Below are 16,173 nucleotides of genomic sequence, written 5' to 3' on the forward strand. Positions count from 1 at the left end.
CAAGCGACACATCAGGATGAGGGCAGACGGTGGCAACCCGAGCACAGAGCGGGATAATCCCATCGATTATTCGATGGCGAAAGTCCCGAAAACTGCGCAATTTCGGCACCTTGGGGCTTGTTCTTCTAGGGCCCGCGCTGGCGCTTGCGACCTATCTGGTCATTGGTCCCTTTGAGCTGGGCGCGACCGCGCCGACCCTTCGTCTGATTCTGCTTGCCGACCTTGTTTACGTCCTTGTCGTGGCGGCCCTCGTGCTCAGCCAGCTCGGCTCGCTGGTCGCAGCCAGACGCGCGAAATCGGCGGGGTCTCGCCTGCATTTGCGCCTGATCGGTGCTTTCACGCTCTTGGCTCTGGTGCCTACGGTCACAGTTGCGATCTTCGCCGGTCTGACCGTGAATATCGGTCTTGAGGGCTGGTTTTCGGACCGTGTGCGTCAGGTCGTCGGATCATCGCTGACTGCGGCTGAGGCGTATGAGCTGGAACACCGGCAGGGTCTGACCCAGGATGCAGCTGTTCTGGCGCTGTTTCTGGACAATGCGCGAGCCCGCGATTTCTATATCTCGGATGCGGAATTGCGTGAGGTTCTGGCACAGGGGCAGGCGCAAATCCAACGGGGTCTGCGCGAGGCTTATGTGATCGATGGGAGTGGCGAAATCCGGTCGCGCGGGGATCGATCCTACCTGTTCAGCTACGAAAAGCCCACACCCGAACAGATGGTCGAAGCGGCAGATACCGGTCTGTTGATCATCGCCGATTGGGAGAACAACGAGTTCCGCGCGCTTGTTCCGCTGCAGGCCTACCTGGACCGATATCTCTATGTCAGCCGCGATGTTGATGGTCAGCTACTGACCCTCCTGGACGATACTAAGGAAACTGCGCAGTTCTACCAGCAGCTTGAAAGCGAACGCGGCAGGGTGCTTTTCAACTTTGGCCTTCTATATTTGGGGTTTGCCCTGATCCTTATCCTTGCGGCGATGTCTTTGGGCATGTGGTTTGCCGAACGCCTGTCGCGCCCTGTTGGCCGTCTGACCACAGCCGCGCAACGCGTCGGTGCCGGGGACCTGAGCGTACAGGTCATTGAAGAGGCCAGCGACGACGAAATTGCGATGCTGGGACGTTATTTCAACCAAATGACCCGGCAGCTTAAAGGCCAGCGCGATACACTGCTGGAAAACACACGCCAGATCGAAAGCCGCCGCCGCCTTTTCGATTCCGTTCTCAGCTCGGTCACATCAGGCGTCGTCGGTGTTGATCCCGAAGGCGGTGTGACCTTCGTAAACCGATCAGCCGAGCGTCTGCTGGACTGGTCGCGGGGCGAACAGCATCTGTTGATCGGTATCGCAGTGCCCGAATTCCTGCCGCTGTTTGAAAGCCTGAAAGAGGGCGGGCAAGAGGCCGTACAGGGCGAGATCAAGGTGACCCGCAAAGGACAGTTGGAAAACCTGCTCGTGCGCATGGCCACGCGGCGGGGTGAGGATGGCTCGCTTGAGGGCTACGTGGTGGCCTTTGACGATGTGACCGATCTGGTCAGCGCTCAGCGTATGGCGGCTTGGGGCGATGTGGCACGGCGCATCGCGCATGAGATCAAGAACCCGCTGACACCGATTCAATTGAGCGCGGAACGGATTAAACGCAAATTCTCATCCAAGCTGGATGAGGCAGATTGTGACACCCTAGAATCGATGACCGATGTGATTGTGCGACAGACCAACGACCTGCGGCGCATTGTCGATGAGTTCTCAAAATTTGCACGTATGCCGGAACCAGAGAGGCGACAGGAGGATGTGGTTGCTCTGGTGCGCGAGGCCGTTTTGCTGCAGCAGGCGGGGCAACCGGATGTGCAAATTGATGCGGATTTGCCGGAACAGCCGATCACGGCTGATCTGGATGCAACCATGCTGAACCAGGCCTTGACGAATTTGATCAAGAACGCGGGCGAAGCTATTGGAACCTTGAAAGAAAAAGGCGCGCCTGAAAACCTGAGGCCACAGATCAAAGTGACTGTTTCCACGGATGATGCGGGAACGATTGTCACGATTGCCGACAATGGTATCGGCCTTCCTGAGGATCGTGCGCGGTTGTTTGAGCCTTATGTGACCACGCGTGACGAAGGGACCGGGCTGGGCCTGCCCATCGTCAAGAAGATTATCGAAGAACATGGCGGAGCGCTGACTTTGGAAGACGCGCCCGTATTCGACGGACAGGACCATTTCGGCGCAATGGCCGTGATCCGTTTGCCGGGAGCAAATCTCCCACCAAATTCAGCGCCACAAAAACAGGCGATTAAAATCAACAAACTGAAAGCAGGCCAAAGATGAGCGACATTCTGATCGTAGATGACGAACGCGATATTCGCGAACTGGTGTCCGACATTCTGGAGGACGAAGGCTATTCCACCCGGCTGGCGGCAAACTCGGATGAGTGCATGTCGTCGATCAATTCCGAGCCGCCGGGGTTGTTGATCCTGGATATCTGGCTGAAGGACAGCCGCATGGACGGGATCGATATCCTGAAAGCTGTAAAGCGTGACAACCCGGATGTGCCGGTGGTGATCATTTCCGGTCACGGCAATATCGAGATCGCGGTCGCCGCGATCAAGCAGGGTGCGTATGACTTTATCGAAAAGCCCTTCAACATCGACCAATTGATGGTGGTGATACGCCGCGCGATGGAGACCTCTCGCCTGCGCCGCGAGAATGCCTCGCTCAAGCGCAAAGAAGTCAGCAGCTCGGACATGATCGGCAAATCCGCCTCGTTCCGGGCGATGCAGGGTCAGTTGGACAAGGTCACAAAATCGAATGGCCGCGTGATGCTGAGCGGCCCAGCCGGGTCAGGCAAGGAGATTGCGGCCCGGTATATCCACGCGCATTCAAACCGCGCCAACGCGCCTTTTGTGACGGTCAACTGTGCCGGGATTGAACCCGAGCGGGTCGAAGAAGTGTTGTTCGGGCGCGAAAGCTCTGAACGTGGCGTGGAATCGGGTCTGCTGGAAGAGGCCCATGGCGGTGTGGTCTATTTTGACGAGGTTGCTGATATGCCCTTGGGTACTCAGTCGAAAATCCTGCGGGTGCTGGTGGATCAGCAGTTCCAGCGCGTGGGCGGCAGCGACAAGGTACGGGTGGACTTGCGCGTTATATCATCCACCAACAAGGATCTGGACGAAGAGATCGCAGCCGAACGGTTCCGGGAAGAACTGTATCATCGTCTGAACGTTGTGCCAGTGGACGTGCCATCGCTGGAAGACCGGCGCGAGGATATCCCTGTTCTGGCCCAGCATTTCATCGAGATGTGCAACGAAACCCAAGGCCTGCCAATGCGCGAGCTGTCGGAAGAGGCCGTGGCCCTGTTGCAAACCATGACCTGGCCCGGCAATGTGCGTCAGTTGAAGAACCTGATCGAACGTGTTCTGATCCTTGGTGATGGCACCGGTCCGATTGAGGCGCGCGAGCTGCCAAGCGACGAAGACAAAACCGAGGATTCGGGCCGTGTTGTCCTGTCGGGTGCTCTGGCGACCCTGCCGTTGCGCGAAGCGCGTGAGGCGTTCGAGCGGGAATACCTACTGACCCAGATCAATCGCTTCGGTGGCAATATCAGCCGCACCGCCAGTTTTGTCGGGATGGAGCGCAGCGCGCTGCATCGCAAGCTGAAATCGCTGGGGGTTGTGACCTCGAACAAATCCGGAGCGCGGGTGGCGCAAATAGATGAGCCGGAACCGGCAGAGTAATCTGCGGCTCTCATAGGGTAGGGACCGATGCACACAGCTTCGCCAAGATCGGGCAATTTCAAGCTTAGGTCCCATGCCTATCCGAGTTTCGGCAAACGCCTGAAGCGCCTGCGTCAATCCACTGGCTATAAGCAATCGCATCTGGCCGAGTTGTTGCAGGTCGATCAGGCAACTATTTCGCGTTGGGAGCGGGGCGGACAAACCCCGCCACCGGAAACGCAGCAGGCGGTCTTTGCTGCGTTCGGACCGACACGCGTAGATGACAGCGCCTTGCGACGACTGGTTGAGACCTCATCGGACTGCCTTCATCTTGTCGAGGAAGCCAGCCATAGATGCCTTGCCTATTCCGCCAGCCGGGCAAGGGACTGGAAAACCAGCCAGAACGCGTTGTTAGGCGTGTCACTTTGGCAGTTTGCAACCGAGGAAATTCAACAGGCCGAGGCTGAGCTGGACCAGGAAGGGTGGTGGGAGGCCCATACACCAACCCCAAAGTCCTTTCTGACCTCCGAGGCTGTGCATGATCGCATACGCATCAGCGCCGGAGAGATCATTTGGGAACGGCTGTATCTGTCGGATGGAACGCCCGTGCGGCTGGTCAGCGGGTCGCGGCGCCAGGCCGCATAATTTATGCGTTCCCCGACCTGACCGGGCGCTGTAGAAGCGCCTTATGACGCAGCTTTTTCAGGTTCTCTTGCTTTGGTTGGCCGGGTTGGGCGCGGCGACGCAGTTTGCCAAGATTGCGGTGCCATTCCCAGAGGTTCTACAACTCTACCCCGATCACGCCGAAACGATGGGTTGGCTGCTGTCGATCATCAGCCTGCTTGGAGCTGTTCTTGGCGCCGTATCCGGGTCAATCGTGGGCCGCGTGGGGCCGATCAAACTTTTGATATTCGGCCTTGTGCTTGGTGGTGCACTTTCAATCTTTCAGGCGACGGGGCCGGGGTTTCAGATCATGCTCGCCAGCCGATTTGCCGAGGGCCTGTCCCATCTGGCAATTGTTGTGGCCGCACCAACCTTGATTGCGCAGATCACAACCGGCAAAGCGCGCAACATGGCCATGGTTTTGTGGAGCACCTTCTTCGGCGTGGCCTTTGCTCTGAATGCGTGGCTTGGGCTGCCCTTGGTCGAAATCTATGGCCTGTCCGTCTACTTTGCTTTGCATGGCATCCTGATGATCGCGATCGCGGCATTGATCCCGATCCTTCAGCTAAAGGACATACAGGCGGCCGAGCCCGCACCGTGGCTTTGGCGAGAGCTTTGGGCAGTGCATCTGCGCACCTATCGCTCTCCCTTCGTATCGGCGCCGGCCATAGGCTGGTTTTTTTACACCCTGACGTTCGTTTCACTGCTGGCGATCCTGCCGGGGCGCTTGCCGGATGACACCAGCGCGACTGTTGCGGGTCTGATGCCGCTGGCCGGGATTGCGCTGAGTCTGGTGGCAGTGCCGGTCTTGCTGAGCGTGATGTCCGGTGTTGCGGTGGTTAACCTGGGGTTCGCGCTTGCGATCCTGTCTATCTTGGGCGTTTTTGCTGGCCTGCCGTTGGAGTTGACCTGTATCGCACTGTTTGCGGTGTTGGGCCTTGTGCAAGGCGGTAGCTTTGCGGCTGTTCCGATCCTGAATCAAACCGCTGAAACTCAGGCACTCGGCTACGGAGCGATGGCGCAGATGGGCAATGCGGGCAATTTGCTGGGCACCCCGGTTTTGCTGGCGGTTCTGTGGCGGGTCGATGAGGCTGGGATGCTGATCAGTGTGATCGCTATTTACGCCCTTGCCATCTTGGCGCATTGGGCGCTGGCCCGAAGGCGGGCCGCTCAAACAGGATCAGCCTGATTGACCGGGCGAAATGATCTGGAATGAGCCGTCATCGAATTTGACGAAACAGGATTGTGTTGTCAGCGGTGGTAGTGTCGTGGTGCGCTGCATGGGAACACCTGATTTCACAGCCCGTTTGCAGGGCGGCAGACTGACCGGGCGATAGCCCTTTTGGGCCATGCACTGCGCCTCGACCTTGTTGCGCAGGTTCTTGTTCACGTCGACCGTGTAGATCTGACCGGGCTCCCACCAGCCGGGCGAGCGATAGCAGGACCCACGCCCATCGCAATATGTTCTGCCCGGCCAGTAGGTTGGCGGCCCTTGCCGGACCTGATTTGCAACCGGCGCATCCTTGAGCGCCTGAACCTGACATTGCGTGGTCTCGGTCTGCATGCGCGAGACGCTCTCACCTTCTTGATAATACAGTGACAGCGGTCCACAGGCGGACAGCGCCATCAGTGAAATCAGAAGGGGCCCAAGCGTTTTCATATGCTTATCTTGCCCCACACAGGTGAGGATGACAATTCAATTGACCGTATCGGGGGCATCTGTCATTCAAAGATTTCAGGCAGAAGGGCCAGAAACATGAAGGTCATCATTTGCGGTGCGGGTCAGGTTGGCTGGCAGATCGCACGGCATCTTTCGGGCGAATTGAACGACGTGACCGTGGTGGATAACAATCCTGATCTGGTGCGCCGCGCGACCGAGACACTGGATGTTCAGGGTATCGCAGGTTTCGCCAGCTATCCTGATGTGCTGGAGCGGGCAGGGGCCCGTGATGCCGATATGATCATCGCCGCGACCCACTCGGACGAGGTGAACATGGTCACCTGTCAGATGGCCCATTCGGTTTTTGCCATCCAGCGCAAGATCGCGCGGTTGCGGTCGAAATCCTATCTCGAAGCGATCCATTCCGACCTCTACCGCCGCGATCACCTGCCCATCGATGTTGTGATCAGCCCTGAACGCGAGGTGGCTGCCGCTGCGATGCGTCGCCTGTCTGCCCCGTCGGCCTTTGACACCGAGATGTTCATAGATGGTAAGGCACAGTTGTTGGGCATCCGCATCGAAGAGGATTGCCCGATTGTCAACACACCCCTGCGCCAGCTGACGGATTTGTTCTCGACCCTGAGTTCGATCGTTGTGGGTGTTCGACGCGAAGGAACATTATTCGCTCCGGAATCCGAGGATCAGCTTTTTGTTGGCGACGAGTGCTATGTCTTTGCCAGCGTACAAGACGTGGATCGTACGATGGAGGTGTTCGGCAAGTCGCAGAAACGTCAGGATCGGGTGGTGATCGTTGGCGGGGGTAATGTTGGTCTGGAAGTCGCACATACCTTAGAAGAGCGTGAAGGTCGCGTTCGGGCGAAGATTATCGAACGTGATCGCCACTGTGCCGAAAAAGCTGCCGAGGCGCTGGAGCGTACGATTGTTCTGAATGGTGACGGGCTGGATTCGAACCTGCTGAGAGAGGCTGGGATTGACCGCGCCGATGCGATGTTGGCCGTCACGGATGACGATCGCACCAACATGCTGGCGGCTGTACGCGCCAAGGCCGAGGGATGTGCCTTGGCGATTGCGCTGATCAACGATCCGTCGATGGTGGCGTTGATGGGCCCGCTTGGTATTGATGCCTATATTAATCCGCGCGCGACAACCGTCAGCTCGATCCTGCGCCATATTCGCCATGGCCGGGTGCGGCAGGTCTATTCCATCGGCGATGCCGAGGCCGAGGTGATCGAGGCCGAGGTTCTATCGACCTCGCCCATGGCCGGGCAGAAACTGCGTGATATCGATTTCCCCGAAGGCGTTCTTGTTGGGGCAGTTCGCAAAGGCGATGAATTGTTGCGACCCACTGGCAGCCTGCGGATCGACGAAAAGGATGTGGTTGCCATCTTTGCCATGGCCAAGGATGTGCCCGAGGTGGAACGGCTGATGCAGGTCTCGATCGATTTCTTCTGATGGCGCGCGTTAGACCACAACGGGTTGGGGTATTGCGGCGGTTGCCGCTGTTTCTGCTGATCTGGGGGTGCGTTTCGGTTTCGATGTGGATACCCGCGATCTTTGCATTGGTGCTGGACGACCACGACACGTCCCGGTCTTTTTTCTATTCAGGTCTCTTGGGTCTGTTTCTCGTGGCGACTATCGCACTGGCGGCGTCCAACCGAGTGCCGCGGCGTGGTACATTGGGCCAGTTGGCGGTACTATTGGGATGTTTCACGATCCTCCCGATCTTTCTGGCGATCCCGTTTCACGACGCGCTTGGCAACACCACCTTTCTGAACGCCTATTTCGATATGGTGAGCGCGCTGACGACGACCGGAGCCGATTTGTTTCCAAATCCGGATCGCCTGAGTGCTCCGCTGCACCTTTGGCGCGCGCTTGTGGGGTGGATGGGCGGTTTGCTGATGTGGGTTTCTGCTGCTGCGATCCTGGCACCCTTGTCGTTGGGCGGGTTCGAAGTCACGGCGCAGGGCCAACCCGGACGCCCGGTCTCGGGCGTGGCGCAAAGTGAGAAGATTGATCCGCGCGGTCGTCTGATCCGAGTGACCATGACCCTGACGCCGATCTATGCCGGGCTGACCGCTGTAATCTGCGTGCTGTTGTTGATCGCCGGAGAGCGGGAACTGACCGCCATCTGCCATGCTATGTCGATTATGGCGACTTCTGGTATCTCTCCTGTGGGCGGGCTTGAAGGCGCACAGGCCGGTTTAACGGGTGAGGCGATCCTGTTTTTGTTCCTGTTCTTCGCTTTGTCCCGGCTGACTTTCTCGACTGACACAGCGACAAGCGGCTTTTCGCGCTTGGACAAGGACCCGGAATTCAGGATTGGCCTGATGATCGTACTTGGGGTTGCCGTTTTACTATTTGGTCGCGTCTGGGCCGGTGTGAATGAGATCGGGGGCCAGATGCAGCCCTTGCAAGCTCTTCATGTCCTATGGGGTATGCTTTTTACAGGCTTGTCGTTCCTCACAACCGCCGGGTTCGAAAGTGCCAATTGGAATGATGCACAGCAAATTTCAGGTCTGGGGACACCAGGCTTGATCCTAATGGGTTTGGCGCTGGTTGGTGGCGGCGTGGCTACAACGGCCGGTGGGGTCAAACTGTTGCGGGTTTTTGCGCTGTACCTGAATGGCGCGCGCGAGATTGACCGCCTGATACATCCCTCATCGGTCAGCGGCGCCGATGGCGGCAATCGGCGGATCCAGAGTGACGGCGCCTTTATTGCGTGGATCTTCCTGATGCTGTTTGCCCTGACGCTGGCGGTCTTCAACCTGTTGCTTGCCGCAATGGGGGCGGGATTTGAACAGGCCATGATTCTCAGCGTGGCCGCGCTGAGTACAACCGGGCCGTTGATCGAACTGGCGACCGACGTGCCGATCCGCCTGATCGATCTATCGGCAGGGGCGAAACTGACGCTGTGCGCCGCAATGGTAATTGGTCGGTTGGAGGCTTTGGCCATCATCGCCCTAATCACCCCGTCGCTCTGGCGGGATTAAGCCAATGAGCGGTTGCGGCGTTACTGCCTGATTTTTAATCTGGAATATCTGTGCGCAGCACTCCATACTCCCCCGGAGGGAGCGCGTTGGTCCGCAGCGCGTAGCAAGAACAACGGCGAGTTAATAAAATATGGCTTCGGACAGACAGAATCTTCAGGACGCGTTCCTGAACAATGTACGGAAAGCAAAGGTCCCGGTCACGATTTTCCTGATCAATGGTGTAAAATTGCAGGGTGTGATCACCTGGTTCGACAATTTCTGCGTATTGTTGCGCCGCGACGGACAGTCGCAGTTGGTATACAAACACGCGATTTCGACGATCATGCCATCGCAGCCGATCAGCCTGTATGAGGGCGAAGACGCCTCTTGATGGAACATGAGAGGGCGCGCACCCGGGCCTGGGTGCTGCATCCTGAAATCAAATCAGATGAACAGCGCCGCGTTCCCGAACCAGCGCTGGAAGAGGCGGTGGCACTGGCTGCCGCATTGCCCGATCTGGATGTGATCGGGTCCGAAGTCGTGCGCCTGCAACGCGCCCAACCTGGGCTGCTGTTCGGCAGCGGCAAAATCGAGGAACTGGCCGAACGGCTGCATGATGCTGAAGTCGAGCTGGTGCTGATCGATGGTCCGGTGACCCCGGTTCAGCAGCGCAATCTGGAAAAGGCGTGGAAGGTTAAAATACTCGACCGGACCGGTTTGATCCTGGAGATATTCAGCGATCGCGCTCGCACCCGCGAGGGCGTGTTGCAGGTCGAGATGGCGGCGCTCAGCTATCAGCGTACGAGACTTGTCCGGGCGTGGACCCACCTGGAGCGGCAACGGGGCGGCTTGGGTTTTGTCGGTGGTCCTGGTGAAACTCAGATCGAAGCGGACCGTCGCGCCATTGATGAACAACTGGTCCGGCTGCGCCGCCAATTGCAGAAAGTGGTCAAAACCCGAACCTTGCACCGCGCGGCACGGGCCAAAGTGCCGTATCCGATTGTGGCGCTGGTGGGATATACCAACGCGGGTAAATCCACGCTGTTTAACCGCCTGACTGGTGCTGAGGTGATGGCCAAGGACATGCTGTTCGCCACGCTGGACCCGACCATGCGACGGGTTGTTCTGCCGGATGGGCCTGAGGTGATCCTGTCGGACACTGTGGGTTTTATTTCGAACCTGCCGACCGAGCTGGTCGCCGCCTTCCGCGCCACATTGGAAGAGGTTCTGGCCGCCGATCTGATTGTCCATGTGCGCGATATCAGCCATGAAGACTCGGAAGCGCAGGCCGAAGACGTGCAGGCGATTCTAACCGCGCTGGGTGTAGATGATGAACGCCCGATGCTGGAGGTCTGGAACAAGACCGACCTACTGGAGGCTGACGAGAAAGAGGCTACACTGGCCCGGGCCGAGCGTGATCCGACGATCTTTGCGATTTCGGCTGTGACCGGCGAAGGGGTCGACCCGTTGCTGGCAGAGATCGCGCGGAAACTGCAAGGGGTGCGCCATCAGATCACGCTGTCTTTGGGCTTTTCCGAAGGCGACAAGCGCGCCTGGCTGTTCCGTCAGGATGTGGTTCGATCTGAAGAGCAAACTGAAGACGGGTTTGAAATCACCGTCTTGTGGACCGAGAAGCAGGCCGCGCAATACGCAGGGCTTTAAGTTCCGTCTCGACCAACTTGTCGTTGATACTCAGCCAGATCAAACCACCAGTTTGAGGACCGTATCTTGTGGCTTGAATCCAGCTCCCATTCTTCCCACCCGCGGGTCACGACCGCATTGCCCGTTTCTGTATGTTTGCCTTCAAGCGTCCAGACGAACAGGGCTCGGGGCCCGGCCCATCGCAGCATATCGCATCTCAGGTCAAGATCAGGGATCTCGGCAAACAGGTCTCGCGCCATAGCAGAAATCGCATCCTGGCCTTCCAAAGGTTCGCCGCCGTTGATCACCATCTGGCAATCCGCCGCGAAATAAGCGGCGACGGTCGCAGCGTCGCCGGAACTCCAGGCGATGGCATAGTCGCGCGCGAGGTTGTTCAGGACGTCCCGAATGCTGGCCATGATTGCCCCCTTGGTCCCAGAAGATCGGTGTCGGGATGGTAGGGGAAATTGCCCAATCGTTCCATCACGCCCCGCCAAACAGGGCGGGGAGTCGCCGAATGGGCGGATTATTGCGGGACTAAATTTGTAACGCCAACGGCGGCGGCGCGGGCCAGATCGATATCCAGCGACATCGGGATATATTCACCGCGCCGCCAAAGCTGTGCCTGATCATCGTAGTAGCGTGACAGGAAATGCCCGGATTGCCCGGTCGAAGTGATAAAGACCGAACTGTCGGGATCAGCGAAGTCATAGACGCCGCGATAGCCTGCGCCGTGCACGTTCTGGAACGGATCAGGCCCTTCGCCTGAGGTGCGACCGCGCAGCAATGTATTGTCCCCTCCGCTGGTCGATTGGCGGATGTTCACGAAATAGCGCAGCACCGGGACCTCTCCCAAAACCGGATGGTCATGGGTTGCCTGATGGGCATCGCCCCAGCGCAGCGTTTCCAGCGCGCGGCCATAGTTCTCGGCGATCCAGATCAACGCATCATCCAGCGCCAGTCGCGCCATGTCGGTGCAGGTTTCAACCGGCGCACTTTGGCGCACATCACACCAGACAGAGGCACCATCGATATCGCGGTAAACGCGTTCGATGAACAAAGGCTGCACATGTTTGTATTCACTGGCCAGCGGGCCAAGTTCATCTGCGATTAAACGGATTTGCAGCGCGCGCAGCCAGGCGGCATAGATCAGCGGTTCGGGCAGATGTTCATTCATCTCACCATTCCAGTCGGCCAACAGAGACAGGGCGATCTGGCGCTGACGTTCCGGTGTCCCCTCGGGCGCGGATTCGCCGGTAAACCACAGATCAGCCCCGATCAGCGGCAGTAGAGACCGCGCTGTGAAGCTGACCGTGTCCAGCTGCGCTTCGATAAAGCTGTCGCGGGTGTGAACCTCGCGCGATTGCATCAGACGTTCCCAACGATGGACGCGCTGGGTATCGCCCCATTCGTATGAGACATGGTTGGGAAAGGGCCGGTCGATGATCTTGTTGTTGGTGTTGCCCAACAGCCCGCCGACCGGAGACACAAATTCCGGGTTATTGGCGTAAGGCAGGCGGCCTTGCCATCGGTTGGCCTCGATCCAACCAGGTGTAGGGATGCGACCCTTGCTTTGATTGCGCAGATCGCGCTGGGGCATTGCGCCGATCAGCTTCATACCAATGGTGTCCGTATCAACCAGTGACAGGTTTTGCGAGGGTGAGATAAACAGTTCGGCAGTTTCGATGGCCTCTGATACCGAGTTCGCGTTCATCAGACCCATCGACGCGGTCATCGAAGTGTCGTTGGGGCTCAGCGCCGTCCACGACAGGGAAACGACGTGGCCCGGTGGCGTCACGGTTTCAAGATCGTAGTGGCTGCCGGGCAGCACAGGACCATTCTCGGTCCAGCGCAGGGTCAGGGTGATTGGCGCCTCGTCTTTGATTTCAATGATCGACGGGCGGGTGCGGAATTCCTTGTATCCGTCGGGCGTCAGGTATTCTTCCGGGTTGTCTGGGTTCAATTGCTCGATATGCAGGTCCTGATCGTCCAGATAGGATGAGGTGAGGCCCCAACCGAGCTGATCACTGCGCCCGCTCATGACGGCGGGAATGCCAGGGATCGTCGCTCCGATTACGCCACCGTTTTCCAGCCCCAGATGAGCCAGATACCAGATGCCGGGCGCGGTGAACCCCAGATGCGGATCGTTTGCCAGCAAAGTGCCACCGCTGGCTGAACGTGCGGGCGCTGCGGCCCAGGCGTTTGAGGCCCCCGCAAGCCCGCGTTTTGAAAAGGGCGACAGAGGCGTATCGGGCATCTCTGTGCCGGCCGCGTATTGGGGCAGGCCCGGGAACAGATCGGCATATTCCGGCAAAGCTGCAATCCCGGCACCCGGAACGTCTGGCAAAATGTCGGCAAGCCGTGCTGGGTCGTTCAACATCAACGAGGTGCGGGCGCGGAGAACTTCGTCCTGCAAGTGGCCGGATAACTGCAATCCCATCAGCTTGATTACGGCAATGCTGTCGCCCGGTTGCCAGGGCGACACCGGAGCGTTGAACAAGAACATCTCGGGCGCGCCGCGCCCCAGCGCGTCTTCGTTGATTTGGCTCAGACGGGCGTTGACGCCTGCCGCATATGCGCGCAACGCGGCTTTGGTATAGTCATCCTGGGCATCCAACGAACGATGGGCCAAGCCATACAGATCAAGGCGGCGCAGCAGCTTGTCGATGGGCACGGTACGGGCCCCGAAGATCTCGGACAAACGGCCCTGCGCGGTGCGGCGCATGACTGTCATTTGCCATAGGCGGTCCTGAGCATGGGCAAAGCCCAAGCCAAAGAACACATCCGGGTCCGTTTCCCCCAGAATATGGGGGACGTTTGCGGTATCCCGTATGATCTCAACAGGGGAGGATAACCCTTTTACTTCAAGGGTTTGATCATAGTCGGGCAGAGACTGGCTGGCCAGGTAGTAGATCAAACCTATCGCTGCAAGCACCAGCAGGATCAGGCCTGAGGTGATACGCACCAGCCAGCGAAAAACAAGACCCATAGTTGCCCCACTTACCCGTTCAGTTTCTGTTTGCGTCAAGACTAAAGGATGGGGCCCTTAACCGAAAGAGGAACGCGGCGGGAACTTGCGTCAAACCCGGACAAAGACAAACCCCGCCGCAAATACAACGACGGGGTTGGCCAAGGGGGGTGGTATAACTGGTTCAGGGAATGATGCGGGTGTACTTGGTGCCTTCGACCGTGGCACCGATTTGCAGACCGGCCTGTCCGAAGACGGCGGCCAAAACCGGTGAACGCAGCGTTGTGGTGTCGGTCGACAGGGATTCACCCTGATCGCTGACCACGTAGCCCACATCGGCCCCGGCGGTCCAGCCGCTGGAGCGGCGGAAATCATTCAGCGCGTCTTCGGTCATGAAGAACAGCACATGGGCGTATTGCTGGGCCCCGATTTGCAGACCCGCAGTGCCCTTGACGGCCGAGTAGTAGTCAACCGATGCATCATTGATACGTAGTGCGCCGCGACCATATCCACCACCAAAGACAAATCCGGCTTCGGTGATCAAAGGCATGACCAGCAAGCCATTGGCTTTGTTGGCAATTTCAACTGTGTTGGGGTAACGGCTATACATTTCGGTCAAGGTTGCATCGACGCGCGCATCAATCGTCGCAGCGTTCGAGTTGCCTACTCCGTTGCCGCAAGCGGCGGTCACGGTCAGACCGGCCATGCTAAAGGCAAAGCCGCGACGGCTTAGTCGGGGGGTTGGGGAACTGCTCATGTTTCCTGTCTCTTGTATTATGTGCCTGATATGTCGGGTGATCCCGATCTTATGTGCAAGAATACGCCGATTGCCGCGTCATGTCACGGGAAAGCTTTGGTCTGTCCAGCGGAGATCGGCGAAATGCCGCGACAAACTGGGGTTTTAGCCCTGCATGATGCGCGCGACTTGTGGGGCGAAATAAGTCAGGATGCCATCACATCCGGCGCGTTTGAACGCCAGCAAACTCTCCAGCATCACCTTGTCTCCATCGATCCACCCGTTTTGCGCTGCCGCCTGGATCATCGCGTATTCACCCGAGACCTGATAAGCATAGGTCGGTGCGCCAAACGTGTCTTTTACGCGCCGACAGATATCAAGATAGGGCATGCCGGGCTTGATCATCACCATATCGGCCCCTTCGGTCAGATCGCGTTCGATCAGGCGCAGGGCTTCGTTCGAATTTGCCGGGTCCATCTGATAGGTCTTTTTGTCGCCCGTCAGCGCACCGGAAGCGCCCACCGCATCGCGGAAGGGCCCGTAAAAGGCGCTGGCATATTTTGCGGCGTAGCTGAGGATCATCACGTTTTGGTGGCCTGCGTCCTCCAGCGCTGTACGCATCGCTCTGATCCGGCCATCCATCATATCAGAAGGTCCGATGATATCGGCCCCGGCCTCTGCCTGCGCAAGGGTCATCTTGACCAGTGCCTCAATGGTCTGATCATTCACGATCTCGCCATCCACCACATAACCGTCATGGCCGTTGATGTTGTACGGATCCAGCGCAACATCGGTCATGATTGCAATGTCCGGCGCCGCCGCTTTGATAGCGCGGATGGCCCGGTTCGACAGGTTGTCAGGGTTCCAGGCCTCGGCGCAGTCTTCGGTTTTCAGCGCCGCGTCGGTATAGGGAAAAATGCAAATCGCAGGGATACCAAGCCCTTGCGCTTCAACTGCTGCCTTCGCAATCAGATCGACCGAACGGCGCATTACGCCGGGCATCGACAGGACAGGTTCTTCGACCCCTTCACCATCGCGCACGAAGACGGGCCAGATCAGATCATCTGTGGTCAGCGTGCTTTCGCGCACCAGCGCCCGGATTGCACCAGATTGCCGCGCCCGACGAAAGCGGGTCAAAGGGTAGGGGGCGATGGTTGGTTTCATGGCGCGTGCTCCTTGAACATTGCCGCATTGGGTGGCATGAATTCGCCAAGGGCTCAAGGGTACCAATGAACGCGCCGCTGCGATAGAACCCCCTGAGGATTTGAATAAAGGGCTGGGTTTGGACTGGTACACCTCGATCTTCGAACTCATCGACATGCGCAGCTTTTCGAATCTGTGGTTCTGGATCGTCCTTGCAGTGATATGGTCGACGGCCAGCCATTGGGTGATGGGGGTGCCCTACGATTTGGTCGTTCGCGCGCGTCGGGTTGGCGGCCAGGTCGAAGTTGACCTGCTGGATATCGTGCGGATCAACACCAATCGTTTGCTCTATTTCCTTGAAATGTCCGGGGTTATTATGTTGGCGTTGGTTTGCTTTGTATTTACCGGCATGGCGACGATGGGCTTTTACTATGGGGTCGAGTTTGCGCAGGCGCTATTCCTATTGATGTTTCCAATGGCCATCGTCACGCTGATTAACATCTTTCACGCCCGCCGCTTACGGCAGCATGAACTGACCATGGACAGGGTCGCAAAATCCCTGTCGCGCTGCCGTTTATACACGCAAATCATCGGCATGATCTCAATACTGGTCACTTCGCTCTGGGGCATGTATCAGAACCTCTCGATTGGCGTTCTGGGATAGCAAAA

General features: G+C 58.2%; 14 protein-coding genes. 9 read left to right on the forward strand and 5 right to left on the reverse strand.

Features of this window, described 5'->3' with window-relative positions; genetic code table 11:
• Positions 1 to 29 precede the first annotated feature (29 nt).
• From ACR0EL_RS02205 to ACR0EL_RS02220, 4 genes are read left to right on the forward strand one after another with little or no spacing between them, the layout of a single operon-like run.
• Positions 30 to 2,318 carry a sensor histidine kinase NtrY-like gene (locus ACR0EL_RS02205; RefSeq protein ID WP_480497829.1) on the forward strand — a complete coding sequence of 763 codons (2,289 nt, stop codon included), beginning with the start codon at positions 30 to 32 and terminating at the stop codon, positions 2,316 to 2,318.
• A complete protein-coding gene (gene ntrX / locus ACR0EL_RS02210; protein ID WP_170530335.1) occupies positions 2,315 to 3,724 on the forward strand; it encodes a nitrogen assimilation response regulator NtrX in 1,410 nt (469 codons plus the stop codon). Before ACR0EL_RS02205 ends, ntrX begins: the two co-directional genes overlap by 4 nt.
• Before the next feature lie 27 nt (positions 3,725 to 3,751).
• Entirely contained in the window at positions 3,752 to 4,348 is a 597-nt protein-coding gene (locus tag ACR0EL_RS02215; RefSeq protein ID WP_480497831.1) for a helix-turn-helix domain-containing protein, read from the forward strand.
• A 43-nt stretch (positions 4,349 to 4,391) separates the two neighbouring features.
• On the forward strand, positions 4,392 to 5,555 hold the full coding sequence (locus tag ACR0EL_RS02220; protein WP_480497832.1) for an MFS transporter: 1,164 nt from the start codon (positions 4,392 to 4,394) through the stop codon (positions 5,553 to 5,555).
• Here the strand turns inward: ACR0EL_RS02220 and ACR0EL_RS02225 are convergent.
• Positions 5,547 to 6,026 carry a hypothetical protein gene (locus ACR0EL_RS02225; RefSeq protein ID WP_480497834.1) on the reverse strand — a complete coding sequence of 160 codons (480 nt, stop codon included), beginning with the start codon at positions 6,024 to 6,026 and terminating at the stop codon, positions 5,547 to 5,549. The two genes, ACR0EL_RS02220 and ACR0EL_RS02225, sit on opposite strands and share 9 nt — an antisense overlap.
• A gap of 96 nt (positions 6,027 to 6,122) precedes the next feature.
• On the opposite strand from ACR0EL_RS02225, the gene trkA reads away from it, so the two are divergent.
• The 4 genes from trkA (at position 6,123) to hflX (ending at position 10,678) form a co-directional block, all read left to right on the forward strand.
• Positions 6,123 to 7,499: a Trk system potassium transporter TrkA gene (gene trkA, locus ACR0EL_RS02230; RefSeq protein WP_480497836.1), complete on the forward strand. Its 1,377-nt coding sequence runs from the start codon at positions 6,123 to 6,125 to the stop codon at positions 7,497 to 7,499.
• Positions 7,499 to 9,037 (forward strand): TrkH family potassium uptake protein, encoded by a 1,539-nt coding sequence (locus ACR0EL_RS02235; protein WP_480497838.1) that lies wholly within the window; start codon positions 7,499 to 7,501, stop codon positions 9,035 to 9,037. Before trkA ends, ACR0EL_RS02235 begins: the two co-directional genes overlap by 1 nt.
• A 130-nt stretch (positions 9,038 to 9,167) precedes the next feature.
• Positions 9,168 to 9,407: an RNA chaperone Hfq gene (gene hfq, locus ACR0EL_RS02240; RefSeq protein ID WP_010440340.1), complete on the forward strand. Its 240-nt coding sequence runs from the start codon at positions 9,168 to 9,170 to the stop codon at positions 9,405 to 9,407.
• On the forward strand, positions 9,407 to 10,678 hold the full coding sequence (hflX, locus tag ACR0EL_RS02245; protein ID WP_480497840.1) for a GTPase HflX: 1,272 nt from the start codon (positions 9,407 to 9,409) through the stop codon (positions 10,676 to 10,678). The genes hfq and hflX overlap by 1 nt, the downstream gene beginning before the upstream one ends.
• Here the strand turns inward: hflX and ACR0EL_RS02250 are convergent.
• The 4 genes from ACR0EL_RS02250 to hemB form a co-directional block, all read right to left on the reverse strand.
• The gene (locus tag ACR0EL_RS02250) at positions 10,675 to 11,076 is read right to left on the reverse strand and encodes an SgcJ/EcaC family oxidoreductase (protein ID WP_480497842.1); all 402 of its coding nucleotides are present in this window, start codon (positions 11,074 to 11,076) and stop codon (positions 10,675 to 10,677) included. The two genes, hflX and ACR0EL_RS02250, sit on opposite strands and share 4 nt — an antisense overlap.
• A gap of 107 nt (positions 11,077 to 11,183) precedes the next feature.
• Entirely contained in the window at positions 11,184 to 13,646 is a 2,463-nt protein-coding gene (locus ACR0EL_RS02255; protein ID WP_480497844.1) for a penicillin acylase family protein, read from the reverse strand.
• Positions 13,647 to 13,809: 163 nt separating this feature from the next.
• Entirely contained in the window at positions 13,810 to 14,382 is a 573-nt protein-coding gene (locus tag ACR0EL_RS02260; RefSeq protein WP_480497847.1) for a lipid-binding SYLF domain-containing protein, read from the reverse strand.
• A gap of 144 nt (positions 14,383 to 14,526) precedes the next feature.
• Positions 14,527 to 15,525: a porphobilinogen synthase gene (gene hemB / locus ACR0EL_RS02265; RefSeq protein WP_480497849.1), complete on the reverse strand. Its 999-nt coding sequence runs from the start codon at positions 15,523 to 15,525 to the stop codon at positions 14,527 to 14,529.
• A 118-nt stretch (positions 15,526 to 15,643) separates the two neighbouring features.
• Here hemB and ACR0EL_RS02270 point away from each other — a divergent pair, with 118 nt between their 5' ends.
• The gene (locus tag ACR0EL_RS02270) at positions 15,644 to 16,168 is read left to right on the forward strand and encodes a component of SufBCD complex (protein WP_480497850.1); all 525 of its coding nucleotides are present in this window, start codon (positions 15,644 to 15,646) and stop codon (positions 16,166 to 16,168) included.
• The last annotated feature ends 5 nt before the right edge of the window (positions 16,169 to 16,173 follow it).

Source organism: Ruegeria sp. AH12 (assembly GCF_056541465.1).

What these genes read in the sequence shown, in the direction of transcription:
- ntrX (WP_170530335.1), top strand. Translation starts at nt 2,315, where the DNA reads ATGAGCGACATTCTGATCGTAGATGACGAACGCGATATTCGCGAACTG.
- hemB (WP_480497849.1), bottom strand. Translation starts at nt 15,525, where the DNA reads ATGAAACCAACCATCGCCCCCTACCCTTTGACCCGCTTTCGTCGGGCG.
- hflX (WP_480497840.1), top strand. Translation starts at nt 9,407, where the DNA reads ATGGAACATGAGAGGGCGCGCACCCGGGCCTGGGTGCTGCATCCTGAA.
- ACR0EL_RS02260 (WP_480497847.1), bottom strand. Translation starts at nt 14,382, where the DNA reads ATGAGCAGTTCCCCAACCCCCCGACTAAGCCGTCGCGGCTTTGCCTTT.
- ACR0EL_RS02220 (WP_480497832.1), top strand. Translation starts at nt 4,392, where the DNA reads ATGACGCAGCTTTTTCAGGTTCTCTTGCTTTGGTTGGCCGGGTTGGGC.
- ACR0EL_RS02225 (WP_480497834.1), bottom strand. Translation starts at nt 6,026, where the DNA reads ATGAAAACGCTTGGGCCCCTTCTGATTTCACTGATGGCGCTGTCCGCC.
- ACR0EL_RS02215 (WP_480497831.1), top strand. Translation starts at nt 3,752, where the DNA reads ATGCACACAGCTTCGCCAAGATCGGGCAATTTCAAGCTTAGGTCCCAT.
- ACR0EL_RS02255 (WP_480497844.1), bottom strand. Translation starts at nt 13,646, where the DNA reads ATGGGTCTTGTTTTTCGCTGGCTGGTGCGTATCACCTCAGGCCTGATC.
- hfq (WP_010440340.1), top strand. Translation starts at nt 9,168, where the DNA reads ATGGCTTCGGACAGACAGAATCTTCAGGACGCGTTCCTGAACAATGTA.
- trkA (WP_480497836.1), top strand. Translation starts at nt 6,123, where the DNA reads ATGAAGGTCATCATTTGCGGTGCGGGTCAGGTTGGCTGGCAGATCGCA.
- ACR0EL_RS02235 (WP_480497838.1), top strand. Translation starts at nt 7,499, where the DNA reads ATGGCGCGCGTTAGACCACAACGGGTTGGGGTATTGCGGCGGTTGCCG.
- ACR0EL_RS02250 (WP_480497842.1), bottom strand. Translation starts at nt 11,076, where the DNA reads ATGGCCAGCATTCGGGACGTCCTGAACAACCTCGCGCGCGACTATGCC.